General features: G+C 52.6%; 18 protein-coding genes. 16 read left to right on the top strand and 2 right to left on the bottom strand.

Features of this window, described 5'->3' with window-relative positions; all coding sequences use genetic code 11:
* Window positions 1-109: 109 nt before the first annotated feature.
* Together tnpA and pduF are read right to left on the bottom strand one after the other, a co-directional pair.
* Window positions 110-568, bottom strand: coding sequence for an IS200/IS605 family transposase (tnpA, locus tag OGX90_RS09795; RefSeq protein ID WP_057069660.1), 459 nt, complete (start codon window positions 566-568; stop codon window positions 110-112).
* 242 nt (window positions 569-810) lie between these two features.
* Entirely contained in the window at window positions 811-1,620 is an 810-nt protein-coding gene (gene pduF, locus OGX90_RS09790) for a propanediol diffusion facilitator PduF (RefSeq protein ID WP_003030258.1), read from the bottom strand.
* A gap of 525 nt (window positions 1,621-2,145) precedes the next feature.
* Here pduF and pduA point away from each other — a divergent pair.
* Genes pduA through pduS form a run of 16 tightly spaced genes read left to right on the top strand, consistent with a single transcriptional unit; the run spans window position 2,146 to window position 15,384 of the window.
* Complete coding sequence (gene pduA, locus OGX90_RS09785; protein WP_003030255.1) at window positions 2,146-2,427, top strand: propanediol utilization microcompartment protein PduA; 282 nt, start codon at window positions 2,146-2,148, stop codon at window positions 2,425-2,427.
* Complete coding sequence (gene pduB / locus OGX90_RS09780) at window positions 2,427-3,239, top strand: propanediol utilization microcompartment protein PduB (protein ID WP_003834129.1); 813 nt, start codon at window positions 2,427-2,429, stop codon at window positions 3,237-3,239. Before pduA ends, pduB begins: the two co-directional genes overlap by 1 nt.
* A gap of 18 nt (window positions 3,240-3,257) precedes the next feature.
* Complete coding sequence (gene pduC / locus OGX90_RS09775) at window positions 3,258-4,922, top strand: propanediol dehydratase large subunit PduC (protein WP_003030249.1); 1,665 nt, start codon at window positions 3,258-3,260, stop codon at window positions 4,920-4,922.
* A 10-nt stretch (window positions 4,923-4,932) separates the two neighbouring features.
* Window positions 4,933-5,607, top strand: a complete 675-nt coding sequence (gene pduD / locus OGX90_RS09770; RefSeq protein ID WP_003834131.1) for a propanediol dehydratase medium subunit PduD — start codon at window positions 4,933-4,935, stop codon at window positions 5,605-5,607.
* Between the two features lie 14 nt (window positions 5,608-5,621).
* Window positions 5,622-6,140, top strand: a complete 519-nt coding sequence (gene pduE / locus OGX90_RS09765) for a propanediol dehydratase small subunit PduE (RefSeq protein WP_003030243.1) — start codon at window positions 5,622-5,624, stop codon at window positions 6,138-6,140.
* 15 nt (window positions 6,141-6,155) lie between these two features.
* Complete coding sequence (locus OGX90_RS09760) at window positions 6,156-7,988, top strand: diol dehydratase reactivase subunit alpha (protein WP_234692088.1); 1,833 nt, start codon at window positions 6,156-6,158, stop codon at window positions 7,986-7,988.
* Entirely contained in the window at window positions 7,978-8,328 is a 351-nt protein-coding gene (locus OGX90_RS09755; RefSeq protein ID WP_003834139.1) for a glycerol dehydratase reactivase beta/small subunit family protein, read from the top strand. Before OGX90_RS09760 ends, OGX90_RS09755 begins: the two co-directional genes overlap by 11 nt.
* Before the next feature lie 19 nt (window positions 8,329-8,347).
* Complete coding sequence (pduJ, locus tag OGX90_RS09750; protein ID WP_001057752.1) at window positions 8,348-8,623, top strand: propanediol utilization microcompartment protein PduJ; 276 nt, start codon at window positions 8,348-8,350, stop codon at window positions 8,621-8,623.
* 24 nt (window positions 8,624-8,647) lie between these two features.
* On the top strand, window positions 8,648-9,112 hold the full coding sequence (locus OGX90_RS09745) for a BMC domain-containing protein (RefSeq protein WP_032943897.1): 465 nt from the start codon (window positions 8,648-8,650) through the stop codon (window positions 9,110-9,112).
* On the top strand, window positions 9,112-9,744 hold the full coding sequence (locus tag OGX90_RS09740) for a phosphate propanoyltransferase (RefSeq protein WP_008785145.1): 633 nt from the start codon (window positions 9,112-9,114) through the stop codon (window positions 9,742-9,744). Before OGX90_RS09745 ends, OGX90_RS09740 begins: the two co-directional genes overlap by 1 nt.
* Entirely contained in the window at window positions 9,741-10,232 is a 492-nt protein-coding gene (gene pduM / locus OGX90_RS09735; protein WP_234692089.1) for a microcompartment protein PduM, read from the top strand. The genes OGX90_RS09740 and pduM overlap by 4 nt, the downstream gene beginning before the upstream one ends.
* Window positions 10,233-10,235: 3 nt before the next feature.
* Window positions 10,236-10,511 carry a EutN/CcmL family microcompartment protein gene (locus OGX90_RS09730; RefSeq protein ID WP_003030211.1) on the top strand — a complete coding sequence of 92 codons (276 nt, stop codon included), beginning with the start codon at window positions 10,236-10,238 and terminating at the stop codon, window positions 10,509-10,511.
* Window positions 10,512-10,519: 8 nt separating this feature from the next.
* On the top strand, window positions 10,520-11,527 hold the full coding sequence (gene pduO, locus OGX90_RS09725; RefSeq protein ID WP_286623641.1) for a two-domain cob(I)yrinic acid a,c-diamide adenosyltransferase PduO: 1,008 nt from the start codon (window positions 10,520-10,522) through the stop codon (window positions 11,525-11,527).
* The gene (gene pduP, locus OGX90_RS09720; protein WP_008785148.1) at window positions 11,524-12,909 is read left to right on the top strand and encodes a CoA-acylating propionaldehyde dehydrogenase PduP; all 1,386 of its coding nucleotides are present in this window, start codon (window positions 11,524-11,526) and stop codon (window positions 12,907-12,909) included. Before pduO ends, pduP begins: the two co-directional genes overlap by 4 nt.
* 10 nt (window positions 12,910-12,919) lie before the next feature.
* On the top strand, window positions 12,920-14,032 hold the full coding sequence (locus OGX90_RS09715; RefSeq protein WP_234096311.1) for a 1-propanol dehydrogenase PduQ: 1,113 nt from the start codon (window positions 12,920-12,922) through the stop codon (window positions 14,030-14,032).
* Window positions 14,029-15,384 carry a cobalamin reductase PduS gene (gene pduS / locus OGX90_RS09710; protein WP_234692091.1) on the top strand — a complete coding sequence of 452 codons (1,356 nt, stop codon included), beginning with the start codon at window positions 14,029-14,031 and terminating at the stop codon, window positions 15,382-15,384. Before OGX90_RS09715 ends, pduS begins: the two co-directional genes overlap by 4 nt.

The raw sequence follows: 15,384 nt of genomic DNA, 5'->3' as shown, positions 1-15,384 counted from the left end.
AATAAATATCCTCCGGCATAGCCGGAGGTTTTTCTGATGCGCCTATAAGGCTCTGTTACCAGCCGCGCCCTAACAGGCGCATACGATCTGACATTTGCATCAGACTTCGTTACTTACGGCCCGTAAACGGGCTACCCGGATAAGGGATCGATAACTGCTCGCCCATTTTATCCTCTGCAAGCTGGTGCTTTATGTATTCCTGTATCCTTGCCGTGTTCTTACCCACCGTATCTACGTAATACCCACGACACCAGAACTCCCTGTTCCTGTATTTAAACTTCATATCACCAAACTGCTCATACAACATCAGACTGCTTTTACCTTTCAGATAACCCATAAAACCGGATACGCTCATTTTGGGCGGGATTTCCACAAGCATATGGATATGATCTGCACAGCATTCCGCTTCCAGGATCCGCACGTTTTTCCACTCACACAGCTTTCTTAAGATGCTGCCTATCGCCCTACGTTTCTCCCCGTAGAATGCTTGTCTTCGGTATTTGGGCGCAAAAACTATGTGATATTTACAGTTCCATCGGGTGTGCGCTAAGCTCTTTTCGTCCCCCATTGGGACCCCCTTTTGATTTCTTGTTTAACCCTTGCAGTTGCCAGACCGCAAGGTGTTTTAACAAATCAAAAGGGGTTTTAATAACTGGCCCAAAGCTGAAAGCTTTCCGGAACCCCCAGCCTAGCTGGGGGTTTTCTGTGCACAACAAAAGTCTCCCATTGTTGGGAGACTTTTTAAGCCGTTCAGGAAACCGGATCACGAAAACAGTTTTTACCTTTCAATAATAAACATCTTTCGTGAAGCTAGCTCTCATTTTCCTCCAACTTACACGAATTACACGGTAAATTTTTGCCAATAAAATAACGATAAATTGCTGCGCCCGCACAGGCGCCGATGATAGGTGCCACAATCGGCACGATGAAATAAGGGATATCACGCCCACCTGTCATCGCAACATCACCCCACCCAGCCATCCAGGCAAACAATTTAGGACCAAAATCACGTGCCGGGTTCATCGCAAAACCGGTAAGTGGACCGGTTGATGCGCCGATAACAGCAACCAGAATACCAATCAGCAGTGGTGCTAACGGGCCTTTGGGAACACCGTTACCGTCATCCGTCAGCGCCATAATCATCCCCATCAGAATGGAGGTAATCACCACTTCGACCAGTGCGGCCTGCCAGACACTCAGTGCGGCGGCAGGATACGTACTAAAAATGCTGGCAAGTTGCAGGCTTTCCAGACTACCGCGTACCATTTGATGGGCTGATTCATACTCAATAAATAAGCTGCCGTACAACAAATAGGCCAGCATAGCGCCACCAAAGGCCCCCGCTATCTGAGCGACAGAATAAGGTAGTACCTTACGACCCGGAAAACAGGCAAACAACCAAAGTGCGATGGTAATAGCGGGGTTGAGATGGGCCCCAGAAATCCCGGCTGTCAGGTAAACTGCAAGCGAGATCCCCAAACCCCATATGATGCAGATCTCCCACAATCCCAAACTGGCACCCGCGACCTTCAGGGCGCTCAGGCACCCAATACCAAAAAACAAAAATAGTCCGGTACCCAAAAACTCAGCAATACATTGCGCTCTTAGTGAATCGTTCATTGTGACACCTTCTAAGCAGAGTTCGTGTCTTTACCAGCGGACTCCTTGCTGGCAGGAAGATTACTTCAAGGCTTACTATAAAAATCTGTATCGGCAAATTGTTGGCAATCTGCAAGCGACATGCCCTTAAAAATCGTGTTGTGATAGCAAATTCTTGCTATCACCTTTATTAAAGCAGGCGGTAAAACGAGGATTTACCCTATTAAAAGTACATTTTCAAAATAATAAAATATTGCGAAAAGCAGAATTCTATTTTCAAACGATCATCACAATTTCATTTTTCTCGCATAGCAAATGATATTTAAACTGTCACTCGGAAAAGTGTAAATATGGAATTAACATAACCAAATAGTCACATTACTTAAACTAAAAATAACCAACAAAAACAAATTATTATGATGACATATAGCAATTTTATCTCACCATAACCCCACTATTTTTTCACTCTTACTTTCAACTCAGCCATTCTTTTTCCTCGCTTCTTTTTATAGTCATGAAAATCGGGACAACCCAGGCGAGGTCTTTATGCAACAAGAAGCGTTAGGAATGGTAGAAACCAAAGGCTTAACTGCAGCCATAGAGGCCGCAGATGCAATGGTGAAGTCAGCCAATGTAATGCTGGTCGGCTACGAAAAAATTGGTTCGGGGCTGGTAACAGTCATTGTCCGTGGCGATGTCGGCGCAGTCAAAGCAGCAACAGATGCAGGTGCCGCCGCAGCCCGTAATGTGGGAGAAGTGAAAGCCGTACACGTCATCCCACGCCCGCATACCGATGTAGAAAAAATCTTACCGAAGGGAATTAGCTAATGAGCAGCAATGAGCTGGTTGAACAGATCATGGCGCAGGTGATTGCTCGCGTGGCAACGCCGGAACAGCAGGCTATCCCTGAAAATAATCCTCCAACACGAGAAACGGCTATGGCAGAGAAAAGCTGCAGTTTAACGGAGTTTGTCGGTACCGCGATTGGCGACACCGTCGGTCTGGTAATCGCCAACGTAGACAGCGCCCTACTGGACGCGATGAAACTTGAAAAACGGTATCGCTCCATTGGCATCCTTGGCGCCCGTACTGGCGCAGGCCCGCACATCATGGCCGCCGATGAAGCGGTAAAAGCCACCAATACTGAAGTCGTCAGTATTGAGTTACCACGTGATACCAAAGGCGGCGCAGGTCATGGTTCGCTGATTATTCTTGGCGGCAACGATGTTTCCGACGTGAAACGCGGCATTGAAGTCGCACTGAAAGAACTGGATCGCACCTTTGGCGATGTTTATGCCAACGAAGCCGGTCACATCGAAATGCAGTACACCGCACGCGCCAGCTACGCGCTGGAAAAAGCCTTTGGCGCACCGATTGGCCGTGCCTGTGGCGTTATCGTCGGCGCGCCAGCATCCGTTGGTGTCCTGATGGCCGATACGGCCCTGAAATCCGCCAACGTGGAAGTTGTGGCCTACAGCTCCCCTGCCCATGGCACCAGCTTCAGTAACGAAGCCATTCTGGTTATTTCGGGTGACTCTGGCGCTGTTCGTCAGGCCGTTATCTCCGCCCGTGAAATCGGTAAAACCGTACTCGGGACCCTCGGCTCAGAGCCGAAAAACGATCGTCCGTCCTACATCTGATATCAGTGAGGCTGATTCATGAGATCGAAAAGATTTGAAGCACTGGCGAAGCGCCCTGTGAATCAGGATGGTTTCGTTAAGGAGTGGATCGAAGAAGGCTTCATTGCGATGGAAAGCCCGAACGACCCCAAACCGTCGATTAAAATCGTCAACGGTACAGTCACTGAACTGGACGGTAAATCCGCCAGTGAATTTGACTTAATCGACCATTTCATTGCCCGCTATGGCATTAACCTGGCGCGCGCAGAAGAGGTCATGGCGATGGACTCGGTCAAACTGGCCAATATGCTTTGCGACCCTAACGTGAAGCGCAAAGACATAGTGCCGCTGACCACCGCAATGACGCCGGCAAAAATTGTCGAAGTGGTGTCCCATATGAACGTCGTTGAGATGATGATGGCGATGCAGAAAATGCGTGCTCGTCGTACACCATCTCAACAAGCGCACGTCACTAACGTCAAAGATAACCCGGTGCAGATTGCCGCTGATGCCGCTGAAGGCGCATGGCGCGGGTTTGACGAACAGGAAACAACCGTTGCCGTTGCACGTTATGCGCCATTTAACGCCATTGCGCTGTTAGTCGGCTCACAGGTTGGACGCCCTGGCGTATTAACCCAGTGCTCGCTGGAAGAAGCTACCGAACTTAAACTCGGCATGCTAGGCCACACCTGCTACGCGGAAACCATCTCCGTCTATGGCACTGAACCCGTCTTTACCGACGGCGATGACACGCCATGGTCGAAAGGCTTCCTCGCCTCGTCCTATGCTTCCCGTGGTCTGAAAATGCGCTTTACCTCCGGCTCTGGCTCAGAAGTTCAGATGGGTTACGCCGAAGGCAAATCGATGCTTTATCTGGAAGCCCGCTGCATTTACATCACCAAAGCTGCGGGCGTACAGGGTCTGCAAAACGGTTCAGTAAGCTGCATCGGTGTCCCTTCCGCCGTGCCGTCAGGCATTCGTGCAGTGTTGGCTGAAAACCTGATTTGTTCCTCTCTGGATCTGGAATGCGCCTCCAGCAACGACCAAACCTTTACCCACTCGGATATGCGTCGTACTGCGCGTCTGCTGATGCAGTTCCTGCCGGGTACTGACTTCATTTCTTCTGGTTATTCCGCGGTGCCGAACTACGACAACATGTTTGCGGGTTCGAACGAGGATGCTGAAGATTTTGACGACTACAACGTTCTCCAGCGTGACCTGAAAGTAGACGGTGGTCTGCGCCCGGTTCGCGAAGAAGATGTTATCGCCATTCGTAACAAAGCGGCACGTGCGCTGCAGGCCGTCTTTGCCGGGATGGGATTACCACCAATCACTGATGAAGAAGTGGAAGCTGCGACCTACGCCCACGGTTCGAAAGATATGCCGGAACGTAACATCGTTGAAGACATCAAGTTTGCACAAGAGATCATCAATAAAAACCGTAACGGTCTGGAAGTGGTGAAAGCCCTTGCTCAGGGCGGATTTACCGATGTCGCTCAGGACATGCTCAACATCCAGAAAGCCAAGTTAACCGGGGATTACCTGCATACCTCCGCCATTATCGTTGGCGACGGACAGGTGCTATCCGCTGTCAATGATGTTAACGACTATGCCGGTCCGGCAACAGGTTATCGCCTGCAGGGCGAACGCTGGGAAGAAATCAAAAACATCCCTGGCGCACTTGATCCCAACGAGCTTGGCTAAGGGGTGAAAAATGGAAATTAATGAAAAACTACTGCGCCAGATAATTGAAGATGTGTTGTCTGAAATGCAGACCAGCGACAAACCCGTCTCTTTCCGCGCATCTACAGCGGCAAGCGCACCTCAGGCTGCGGCGACACAGGGAGACAGCTTTCTGACCGAGATTGGTGAAGCCAAACAAGGCCAGCAACAGGACGAAGTGATTATTGCCGTAGGGCCGGCGTTCGGGCTCTCGCAAACCGTCAATATCGTAGGTATCCCGCATAAGAATATCTTGCGCGAAGTGATTGCCGGTATTGAAGAAGAAGGCATTAAAGCGCGCGTTATCCGCTGCTTTAAATCCTCCGATGTGGCGTTTGTCGCCGTTGAGGGGAACCGTCTGAGCGGTTCCGGGATCTCTATCGGCATCCAGTCAAAAGGTACCACGGTTATCCACCAGCAGGGGTTACCGCCGCTTTCAAACCTGGAGCTGTTCCCTCAGGCACCGCTTCTGACGCTGGAAACCTATCGTCAGATCGGTAAAAACGCCGCGCGTTATGCCAAGCGTGAATCTCCGCAACCGGTCCCTACTCTGAATGACCAGATGGCCCGTCCTAAGTACCAGGCGAAATCAGCCATTCTGCACATTAAAGAGACCAAATACGTTGTGACAGGCAAAAACCCGCAGGAACTGCGCGTGGCGCTTTGATAAAGGATACCTCCATGAATACCGACGCAATTGAATCGATGGTTCGGGATGTGTTGAGCCGGATGAACAGCCTGCAAGGCGAGTCTGCGACTCCGCCCGCGGCGAGTTCATCAGCACATACCGCGAAAGTCACGGATTACCCTCTCGCGAATAAACATCCTGAGTGGGTAAAAACTGCGACCAACAAAACGCTGGACGACTTCACGCTTGAAAATGTTCTGAGCAACAAAGTGACCGCGCAGGACATGCGCATCACCCCTGAAACACTGCGCCTGCAGGCGGAAATAGCCAAAGATGCCGGACGTGACAGGCTGGCGATGAACTTCGAGCGCGCAGCCGAGCTAACCGCTGTTCCTGACGATCGCATTCTTGAGATCTACAACGCGCTGCGCCCGTACCGCTCAACAAAAGATGAGCTGATGGCTATCGCCGACGATCTCGAAAATCGTTATCAGGCAAAAATCTGCGCAGCTTTCGTTCGTGAAGCGGCAGCGCTGTACGTTGAGCGTAAAAAACTCAAAGGCGACGACTAACTCAGGGACAGGATCATGCGATATATAGCTGGCATTGACATAGGCAACTCATCAACAGAAGTCGCTCTGGCTACTCTGGATGAGTCTGGCGTGCTGAGCATCACCGGCAGCGCGCTGGCAGAAACCACCGGAATTAAGGGCACATTACGTAATGTGTTTGGCATTCAGGAGGCCCTTACGCTGGCGGCAAAAAACGTCGGTATCAATGTCAGCGATATTTCGCTCATCCGTATTAACGAAGCCACCCCGGTCATTGGCGACGTGGCGATGGAAACAATAACCGAAACCATCATCACTGAATCCACCATGATCGGCCATAACCCTAAAACACCGGGCGGCGTCGGGTTAGGCGTGGGCGTCACTATTACGCCGGAAGACCTTCTCAGTCGCCCGGCGGATACGCCCTATATTTTGGTGGTGTCATCGGCATTTGATTTCGCCGATGTCGCTACGATGATTAATGCCTCCGTCCGTGCCGGATACCAGTTGACTGGCGTTATTTTGCAGCAGGACGATGGCGTGTTGGTCAGCAATCGTCTGACTCACCCCCTGCCCATCGTCGATGAAGTCCTTCATATCGACCGTATCCCGTTGGGGATGTTGGCTGCCATTGAGGTCGCTGTACCAGGAAAGGTCATTGAAACCCTTTCTAACCCCTACGGCATTGCAACTGTCTTTGGCCTCAATGCCGATGAGACTAAAAACATTGTTCCGATGGCACGGGCGCTGATCGGCAACCGTTCAGCCGTGGTGGTGAAAACGCCGTCAGGTGATGTGAAAGCGCGAGCGATTCCTGCCGGAAATCTGGAGCTACAGTCTCAGGGTCGTACCGTACGGGTCGACGTTGCCGCGGGCGCCGAAGCGATTATGAAAGCGGTTGGTGAATGCCCAAAACTGGATAACGTGACCGGAGAAGCTGGCACCAATATTGGCGGCATGCTGGAGCATGTGCGCCAGACGATGGCTGAATTAACCAACAAACCCAGTCATGAAATTTTTATTCAGGATCTGCTGGCGGTCGATACCTCGGTTCCCGTCAGTGTGACGGGTGGACTTGCCGGTGAGTTCTCGCTGGAACAGGCTGTCGGCATAGCCTCCATGGTGAAATCAGACCGCCTGCAAATGGCGATGATTGCCCAGGAAATCACGCAAAAACTCAACATTGATGTCCAGGTTGGCGGGGCCGAAGCCGAAGCTGCCATTCTGGGAGCCTTAACAACTCCGGGCACAACACGACCACTGGCTATTCTGGATCTCGGCGCGGGTTCAACCGACGCTTCTATCATCAATCCTAAGGGCGAAATTATTGCCACGCACCTGGCAGGCGCAGGCGATATGGTCACGATGATCATTGCCCGTGAACTGGGCCTGGATGACCGTTATCTCGCTGAAGAGATTAAAAAGTATCCGTTGGCGAAAGTTGAGAGCTTGTTCCACCTTCGCCACGAAGACGGCAGCGTTCAGTTCTTCCCTACGCCTCTCCCACCAACGGTTTTTGCGCGCGTGTGCGTAGTGAAACCCGATGAACTGGTGCCACTGCCTGGTGAACTGGCGCTGGAGAAAGTACGGGCCATTCGTCGAAGCGCCAAGGAGCGCGTTTTCGTTACTAACGCACTCAGAGCGCTACGTCAGGTCAGTCCGACCGGGAACATTCGGGATATTCCCTTTGTGGTGCTGGTTGGCGGCTCATCTCTGGATTTTGAAGTTCCACAGCTGGTCACCGATGCTCTGGCGCATTATCGACTGGTTGCCGGGCGCGGCAACATTCGTGGTACCGAAGGTCCGCGCAATGCGGTTGCGACAGGACTGATTCTCTCCTGGCATAAGGCATTCGCTCATGGAAAGTAATCTCACCACCCCAGCCATCGTTATCTTCACCAGTGCTGACTGTGCTGACGTCTGGAATGACGTACTGCTGGGTATTGAAGAAGAAGGGATCCCCTTTGTGATTCAGGAGAGTAGCTCAACTGACGTTATCCACAACGCATGGTTGGCCGCCTGCCAGTCTCCATTGCTGGTCGGTATTGGCTGTAGCCGCGAAAAACTGGTCGTGCACTACAAAAACTTACCCACATCAGCACCACTTTTTACGCTGACGTATCAACAAAATAGCCACGATCGCCGCAGCATTGGTAACAACGCTGCGCGGCTGGTTAAAGGCATTCCGTTCCGGGAATGCCACTCATAACCCACAGGAGAAAAGCAGTATGAATAACGCACTGGGACTGGTTGAAACAAAAGGGCTTGTCGGCGCTATTGAAGCCGCTGATGCCATGGTGAAATCCGCAAACGTGCAGTTGGTTGGTTACGAAAAAATCGGCTCTGGCCTTATCACCGTTATGGTTCGCGGTGATGTCGGCGCGGTGAAAGCAGCCGTAGATGCTGGAAGCGCAGCCGCAAGCGCCGTTGGTGAGGTGAAATCCTGCCACGTTATCCCGCGTCCGCACAGCGACGTTGAAGCCATTTTACCTAAATCCGCATAAGTCGTTGCAACCAAGGAGCACAGCGTGAAGCAATCACTGGGATTACTTGAAGTTAGTGGTCTGGCATTAGCCATCAGTTGCGCGGACGTCATGGCGAAAGCCGCCTCCATCACGCTGGTGGGCCTCGAAAAAACCAACGGCTCAGGCTGGACGGTGATCAAGATAATCGGGGATGTGGCCTCCGTCCAGGCGGCCATTTCCACCGGTGTCAGTTTCGCTGACCAGCGAGATGGACTGGTGGCTCACAAAGTCATTTCCAGACCCGGGGACGGGATCCTGTCGCATAGCGTTGTCCTGGAGCCTGAGCCAACGCCCGAACCCATACCAGCCGTACCGCATGAAGAGATATTTGTGGACCATGATGTACCCGAAGCACCGCAAGATGCAGAGTTGATTAGCTGCAATTTGTGTCTTGATCCTGCCTGCCCTCGCCAAAAAGGCGAGCCGCGCACGCTTTGTCTTCACTCTGGCAAACGAGGTGAAGCGTAATGGATAAACAGCAACTGGAGACCACTGTCGCTAAGGTTCTGGATGAAATGCGCGAGCGCCCGATTCCGCTGGGGATCTCTAATCGTCATATTCATCTGTGCGCTGAAGATTACGGTCGCTTGTTTCCCAATCACCCCATTAGTGAGAAAAAAGGGCTGCTGCAGCCAGGACAATATGCAGCAGAGCAGACTGTCACGCTGGTGGGGCCAAAAGGTCAGTTAAAAAATGTGCGTTTACTCGGCCCGCTGCGCAGTACCAGCCAGGTCGAAATTTCTCGTACCGACGCCCGCACGTTGGGAATTGCTGCTCCGCTACGGATGTCGGGCAATATTCAGGGCACACCCGGTGTTCGTCTCGTCAGCCCATTTGCTGAACTGGACTTAGCATCCGGGGTGATCGTCGCCCAACGGCATATCCATATGTCTCCGCTCGATGCTCTGATTCTGCGGGTTTCCCATGGTGATAAAGTCTCGGTCGCCATTAATGGCGATGAACGTCGACTGATTTTCGATAACGTCGCCGTACGCGTTTCGCCGGATATGCGCCTCGAAATGCATATCGATACAGACGAAGCCAATGCTGCAGGCGCTGATAATCCCCAGGCATTCGCCACACTGGTGACCTCACGATGAACAACGAACTGCTGCAACGCATTATCGAGGAGGTTGTTTCCCGATTAAAAAAACGCGCGGAAAGCACGCTCACTCTTAGCGTCGCGCAGTTACGGGAAATCGATTCACGGACAGTATGCTGCCAGTACTCGTCGCTCCATCTCCAGCAAGTGGATCTGCCATTACTGGAGCAAATTGCCGAAGGCTGCCCAGCCAACATGTCGGTGGGAAAGATTCACGACGCGCTGGCATGCGGAGTCCGCGTGAAAATTTCACTACAACACCGATTGTTACCCGCAATCCCCGTGAAAAAACTCGCACGTCTGCCGCTGGAGTTCAATGACGAACGGGGACGAACCATCTTTTTGCATCCTGAGAAGCTTCTCAGCTATGCCGACGTCGCCCAATTAAGGGATGGCGTACTGGTGTTGCGCCGTCGGTGTGTCGTGACGGCTCTGGCTCAGGAAGCAGTCAGTCTGCGAAATGTCCAACTAATTAAGCAGGAGTGAGCTATGCATCTGGCCCGGGTTACAGGCGTTGTGGTTTCCACGCAAAAATCCCCATCACTGGTGGGAAAAAAACTGTTGCTGGTACGTCGGGTAAGTGCTGACGGAGAGCTTCCTGCATCCCCTGTGAGTGGAGATGAAGTCGCTGTTGATTCTGTCGGCGCAGGGACCGGCGAACTGGTATTACTCAGCAGCGGATCCAGCGCCAGACACGTTTTTTCTGGCCCTAACGAGGCCATCGATCTGGCTATCGTCGGCATTGTCGACACGCTTTCTCGTTAGGAGGAACTATGGCGATTTATACCCGCACTGGTGATGCAGGAACAACAGCCCTCTTTACCGGACAGCGCGTGAGCAAAATGCATCCACGCGTGGAAGCCTACGGTACGCTGGACGAACTGAATGCGGCGCTAAGTCTGTGCATTTGTGCAGCGAAAAACCCGCAGCACCGGCAGTTACTTGAGAATATCCAGCTGCAGCTTTTTTGGTTCAGCGCCGAACTGGCAAGCGAAAGCGAAGAACCAACGCCAGAGCAGCGCTACATCAGCTCAGAAGAAATTGCAGCACTGGAAGCGGCCATCGATACCGCAATGGGAAGAGTACCGCCCCTGCGCAGCTTTATTCTACCTGGCCGCAGCGAAGCCGCCAGCCGACTGCACTTTGCCCGTACGCTGGCACGCCGCGCAGAGAGACGACTGGTCGAGCTCTCCACCGAGATCTCCGTCAGACACGTGCTGATGCGTTATATCAATCGCCTGTCCGACTGCTTATATGCGCTTGCACGAGCAGAAGATCATGACGCCCATCAAAACGACATCATTCAGAAAGTGGCTGAGCGCTATCTCGCTGCCGTTCAAGCACCTGCCATAAAGGAGCCGACTATGTCTCTGTCTTTTCAGGAGCTCCACCAACTCACTCGCGCTGCGGTGACGAGAGCAGAAGAACTTCAGGTTCCGGTCGTCATTAGCATTGTTGATGCGAACGGGACCCAAATGGTGGCCTGGCGCATGCCTGACGCTTTACTCGTGAGTAGCGAACTGGCACCCAAAAAAGCCTGGACTGCCGTGGCGATGAAAACCGCCACACATGAGCTGACATCGGCAGTGCAACCCGGCGCTGCGCTTTACGGTCTGGAAAGCCATATGCAGGGAAAAGTCGTCACCTTCGGTGGCGGATACGCATTATGGCGTGAGGGTTTACTCCTCGGGGGTCTTGGCATCAGCGGAGGAAGCGTTGAACAGGATATGGACATTGCAGAAACGGCCATTGCGGCGATTAACGTGAGAACACATCAATGAATACTTCAGAACTTGAAACCCTTATTCGTAACATTTTGAGTGAGCAACTCGCCCCGGCAAAAGCAGAAGTTCAGGGTAACGGTATTTTTCCGTCCGTTGGCGAAGCTATCGATGCAGCGCATCAGGCTTTTCTGCGTTACCAGCAATGTCCATTGAAAACCCGCAGCGCCATCATAAACGCCCTACGCGAAGAACTGACGCCTCATCTTGCTTCACTGGCCGCTGAGAGCGCAGCTGAAACAGGAATGGGCAACAAAGAGGATAAGTTCCTTAAAAATAAAGCCGCGCTGGACAACACTCCAGGAATCGAAGATCTCACTACCACGGCGTTAACCGGTGACGGCGGCATGGTGTTATTCGAGTATTCCCCATTTGGCGTGATTGGTTCTGTCGCCCCCAGTACTAACCCGACAGAGACCATTATTAACAACAGCATCAGCATGCTGGCGGCAGGGAATAGCGTTTACTTCAGTCCGCATCCGGGTGCCAAAAAGGTTTCACTCAAGCTGATTGCCATGATTGAAGATATTGCTTTCCGTTGCTGCGGAATTCGTAATCTTGTCGTCACGGTCACAGAACCCACCTTTGAGGCTACCCAGCAGATGATGGCGCACCCTAAAATCGCAGTTCTGGCGATTACCGGTGGCCCAGGCATTGTTGCTATGGGCATGAAAAGCGGGAAAAAAGTCATCGGCGCAGGCGCAGGAAATCCACCCTGCATTGTTGATGAAACGGCCGACCTGGTTAAGGCGGCAGAGGATATCATCAATGGCGCATCCTTTGATTACAACCTCCCCTGCATCGCTGAGAAGAGCCTGATTGTTGTTGATGCCGTTGCCGAACGACTGGTTCAACAGATGCAGTCTTTTGGTGCGATGCTTCTCAATAGCGAAGAGGTAGACAAACTGCGCGCTGTCTGTCTACCAGAAGGCATAGCCAATAAAAAACTGGTGGGTAAAAGCCCGGCAACCTTACTGGAAGCAGCAGGAATACCTGTTCCGGCAAAAGTACCTCGATTACTGACAGGCATCGTCAAGGCTGACGACCCGTGGGTTACCAGCGAGCAATTGATGCCAATGCTCCCCGTCGTAACGGTGAGCGATTTTGACAGTGCATTAACGTTGGCCCTGAAAGTTGAAGAGGGATTGCATCACACCGCCATTATGCATTCGCAAAATGTGTCACGTTTGAACCTTGCCGCGCGCACGCTTCAGACCTCCATCTTTGTGAAAAATGGCCCCTCTTACGCCGGGATCGGCGTTGGTGGCGAAGGTTTTACAACCTTCACTATTGCGACGCCAACCGGTGAAGGAACAACATCTGCGCGCACTTTCGCACGCTCTCGTCGTTGCGTGCTGACAAACGGTTTTTCTATTCGCTAATGGGGCCGTTATGAATAGCTTTTCACTGCAAACTCGATTGTACAGCGGCCAGGGAAGTCTGGATGTGCTCAAGCGCTTCACGAATAAGCATATCTGGATTATCTGCGATGGTTTTCTCGCGCGTTCTCCCCTGATTGAAAAGCTGCGCAACGCTCTGCCAGCGGATAACCGCATCAGCATTTTCAGCGATATCACCCCCGATCCCACCATCGGCACGGTAGTTCAAGGGATTGCACAAATGCAGTCCCTGCAACCAGACGTCGTGATGGGTTTTGGTGGCGGCTCAGCACTGGACGCTGCAAAAGCCATCGTCTGGTTCAGCCGACAGTTCGGTATTGAAATTGAAACCTGTGTCGCAATTCCCACCACCAGCGGCACAGGCTCCGAGGTAACCAGTGCCTGCGTGATTAGCGATCCGGATAAAGGCATTAAATATCCATTATTCAATAATGCGCTTTACCCGGACATGGCCATCCTTGATCCAACGTTGGTCGTCAGCGTACCACCTGCCATCACCGCGAATACCGGCATGGACGTGTTAACGCATGCACTGGAGGCTTACGTGTCCACGAAGGCCAGCGACTTCACAGACGCACTGGCTGAAAAAGCGGCTCAAATCGTCTTCCAGTACCTGCCTGTCGCCGTCAGCAAAGGCGACTGTCTGGCAACCAGGGGGAAAATGCACAATGCATCAACGCTCGCGGGAATGGCATTTAGTCAGGCTGGACTGGGGATAAATCATGCGATTGCCCATCAGTTGGGTGGTCAGTTTCATCTGCCGCATGGACTTGCCAATGCGCTGCTGCTGACCCATGTCATTCATTTTAATGCCCGAGATCCGCGAGCTGCGAAGCGCTATGCCCGTTTTGCTAAAGCCTGCCATTTATGCCCGGATAACGCGAACGATACAGCGGCATTGAATGCGCTCATTCATCATATCGAGCTACTGAAAAAACAGTGTGCGTTGCCTTCTTTTGTTGACGCGCTTAAAGACGGAAAGCAAGCCTGGTCACAACGTATCCCGTCGATGGTTCAGGCCGCGCTGGCTGACGTCACGCTGCAAACCAATCCTCGTGTTGCCGATGCCAGTGCCATGCAGGAACTGCTTGAGGAATTATTATGAAGACAGCCATGACGGCAGAGTCCACGCTTTATGATGCGCAGACCATTCGCGAACGCGTTCGCGCAGCAGGTGTTGTCGGAGCCGGAGGCGCAGGCTTTCCTGCTCACGTAAAATTACAGGCGCAGGTCGATACATTTCTGGTCAATGCGGCTGAATGTGAGCCAATGCTGAAAGTTGACCAGCAGTTGATGGCCGTCCAGGCTGAGCGACTTATCCGCGGCGTTCAATATGCCATGACGGCGACCGGAGCCAGTGCCGGGATTATTGCGCTCAAAGAGAAATACCAAAAGGCTATCAATGCATTAACGCCCCTTCTACCTGCCGGGATCCGCTTACATATTTTGCCTGATGTCTACCCGGCTGGTGACGAGGTTTTGACCATCTGGATGGCAACCGGTCGGAGAGTTCCGCCTGCCGCGCTGCCGGTCAGCGTCGGTGTGGTGGTCAATAACGTTCAGACCGTGCTCAACATCGCCAGAGCAGTTGAGCAGCAGTACCCCGTTACGCGTCGCACCCTGACCGTTAACGGCGCAGTCGCCAGTCCCATCACACTCACTGTCCCTATCGGAATGTCTTTACGTGACGTTCTGGCGCTGGCCGGTGGCGCAACCGTTGACGATCCCGGCTTTATTAACGGTGGTCCGATGATGGGCGGCCTGATTACTTCACTGGATACCCCCGTAAGCAAGACCACCGGGGGCCTGCTGGTTTTGCCTAAGTCTCATGCGTTGATTCAGCGGCGTATGCAGGATGAACGCACCGTGCTTTCTGTAGCAAAAACCGTTTGCGAGCAGTGCCGTTTGTGTACGGATTTGTGCCCAAGGCATTTGATCGGCCATGAATTATCCCCGCACCTGCTGGTTCGTGCGGTTAATTATCAGCAGGCGGCCACACCGCAGCTGCTGCTCACGGCCCTGACCTGTTCAGAATGCAACGTGTGTGAAAGCGTAGCCTGCCCGGTTGGGATTTCACCGATGCGCATCAACCGCATGCTGAAACGCGAACTGCGGGCGCTCAACCATCGTTATGAAGGGCCGCTAAATCCTGAGGATGAAATGGCGAAGTACCGGCTGATCCCGGTTAAGCGCCTTATTACCAAACTGGGTCTTAGCGACTGGTATCACGATGCGCCACTGGCTGAGACTGATTATTCCACAGATAAAACGACGCTGTTGTTACGCCAGCATATTGGTGCCAGCGCCATCCCATGTGTAGAACAAGGCGAACACGTTGTTCGCGGTCAATGCGTTGCCGATGTGCCGTCCGGTGCATTAGGCGCGCCTGTTCACGCCAGCATTGACGGTATTGTCAGCGAAATCACTGAGCAATCTATCACGGTAATTAGAGGTTAA

Source organism: Citrobacter sp. Cpo012 (assembly GCF_030333015.1).
Classification (GTDB): domain Bacteria; phylum Pseudomonadota; class Gammaproteobacteria; order Enterobacterales; family Enterobacteriaceae; genus Citrobacter; species Citrobacter portucalensis.
Note: the sequence above shows the minus strand (reverse complement) of the source record. Positions and strands in the feature narration are given on the sequence as shown.

Excerpts from the sequence above, each read along its gene's own strand:
- pduJ (WP_001057752.1), top strand. The coding sequence starts at position 8,348 with ATGAATAACGCACTGGGACTGGTTGAAACAAAAGGGCTTGTCGGCGCT.
- pduS (WP_234692091.1), top strand. The coding sequence starts at position 14,029 with ATGAAGACAGCCATGACGGCAGAGTCCACGCTTTATGATGCGCAGACC.
- pduD (WP_003834131.1), top strand. The coding sequence starts at position 4,933 with ATGGAAATTAATGAAAAACTACTGCGCCAGATAATTGAAGATGTGTTG.
- pduF (WP_003030258.1), bottom strand. The coding sequence starts at position 1,620 with ATGAACGATTCACTAAGAGCGCAATGTATTGCTGAGTTTTTGGGTACC.
- OGX90_RS09760 (WP_234692088.1), top strand. The coding sequence starts at position 6,156 with ATGCGATATATAGCTGGCATTGACATAGGCAACTCATCAACAGAAGTC.
- pduM (WP_234692089.1), top strand. The coding sequence starts at position 9,741 with ATGAACAACGAACTGCTGCAACGCATTATCGAGGAGGTTGTTTCCCGA.
- OGX90_RS09740 (WP_008785145.1), top strand. The coding sequence starts at position 9,112 with ATGGATAAACAGCAACTGGAGACCACTGTCGCTAAGGTTCTGGATGAA.
- pduO (WP_286623641.1), top strand. The coding sequence starts at position 10,520 with ATGGCGATTTATACCCGCACTGGTGATGCAGGAACAACAGCCCTCTTT.
- OGX90_RS09755 (WP_003834139.1), top strand. The coding sequence starts at position 7,978 with ATGGAAAGTAATCTCACCACCCCAGCCATCGTTATCTTCACCAGTGCT.
- tnpA (WP_057069660.1), bottom strand. The coding sequence starts at position 568 with ATGGGGGACGAAAAGAGCTTAGCGCACACCCGATGGAACTGTAAATAT.
- pduA (WP_003030255.1), top strand. The coding sequence starts at position 2,146 with ATGCAACAAGAAGCGTTAGGAATGGTAGAAACCAAAGGCTTAACTGCA.
- pduE (WP_003030243.1), top strand. The coding sequence starts at position 5,622 with ATGAATACCGACGCAATTGAATCGATGGTTCGGGATGTGTTGAGCCGG.
- pduP (WP_008785148.1), top strand. The coding sequence starts at position 11,524 with ATGAATACTTCAGAACTTGAAACCCTTATTCGTAACATTTTGAGTGAG.
- OGX90_RS09715 (WP_234096311.1), top strand. The coding sequence starts at position 12,920 with ATGAATAGCTTTTCACTGCAAACTCGATTGTACAGCGGCCAGGGAAGT.
- pduB (WP_003834129.1), top strand. The coding sequence starts at position 2,427 with ATGAGCAGCAATGAGCTGGTTGAACAGATCATGGCGCAGGTGATTGCT.
- OGX90_RS09730 (WP_003030211.1), top strand. The coding sequence starts at position 10,236 with ATGCATCTGGCCCGGGTTACAGGCGTTGTGGTTTCCACGCAAAAATCC.
- pduC (WP_003030249.1), top strand. The coding sequence starts at position 3,258 with ATGAGATCGAAAAGATTTGAAGCACTGGCGAAGCGCCCTGTGAATCAG.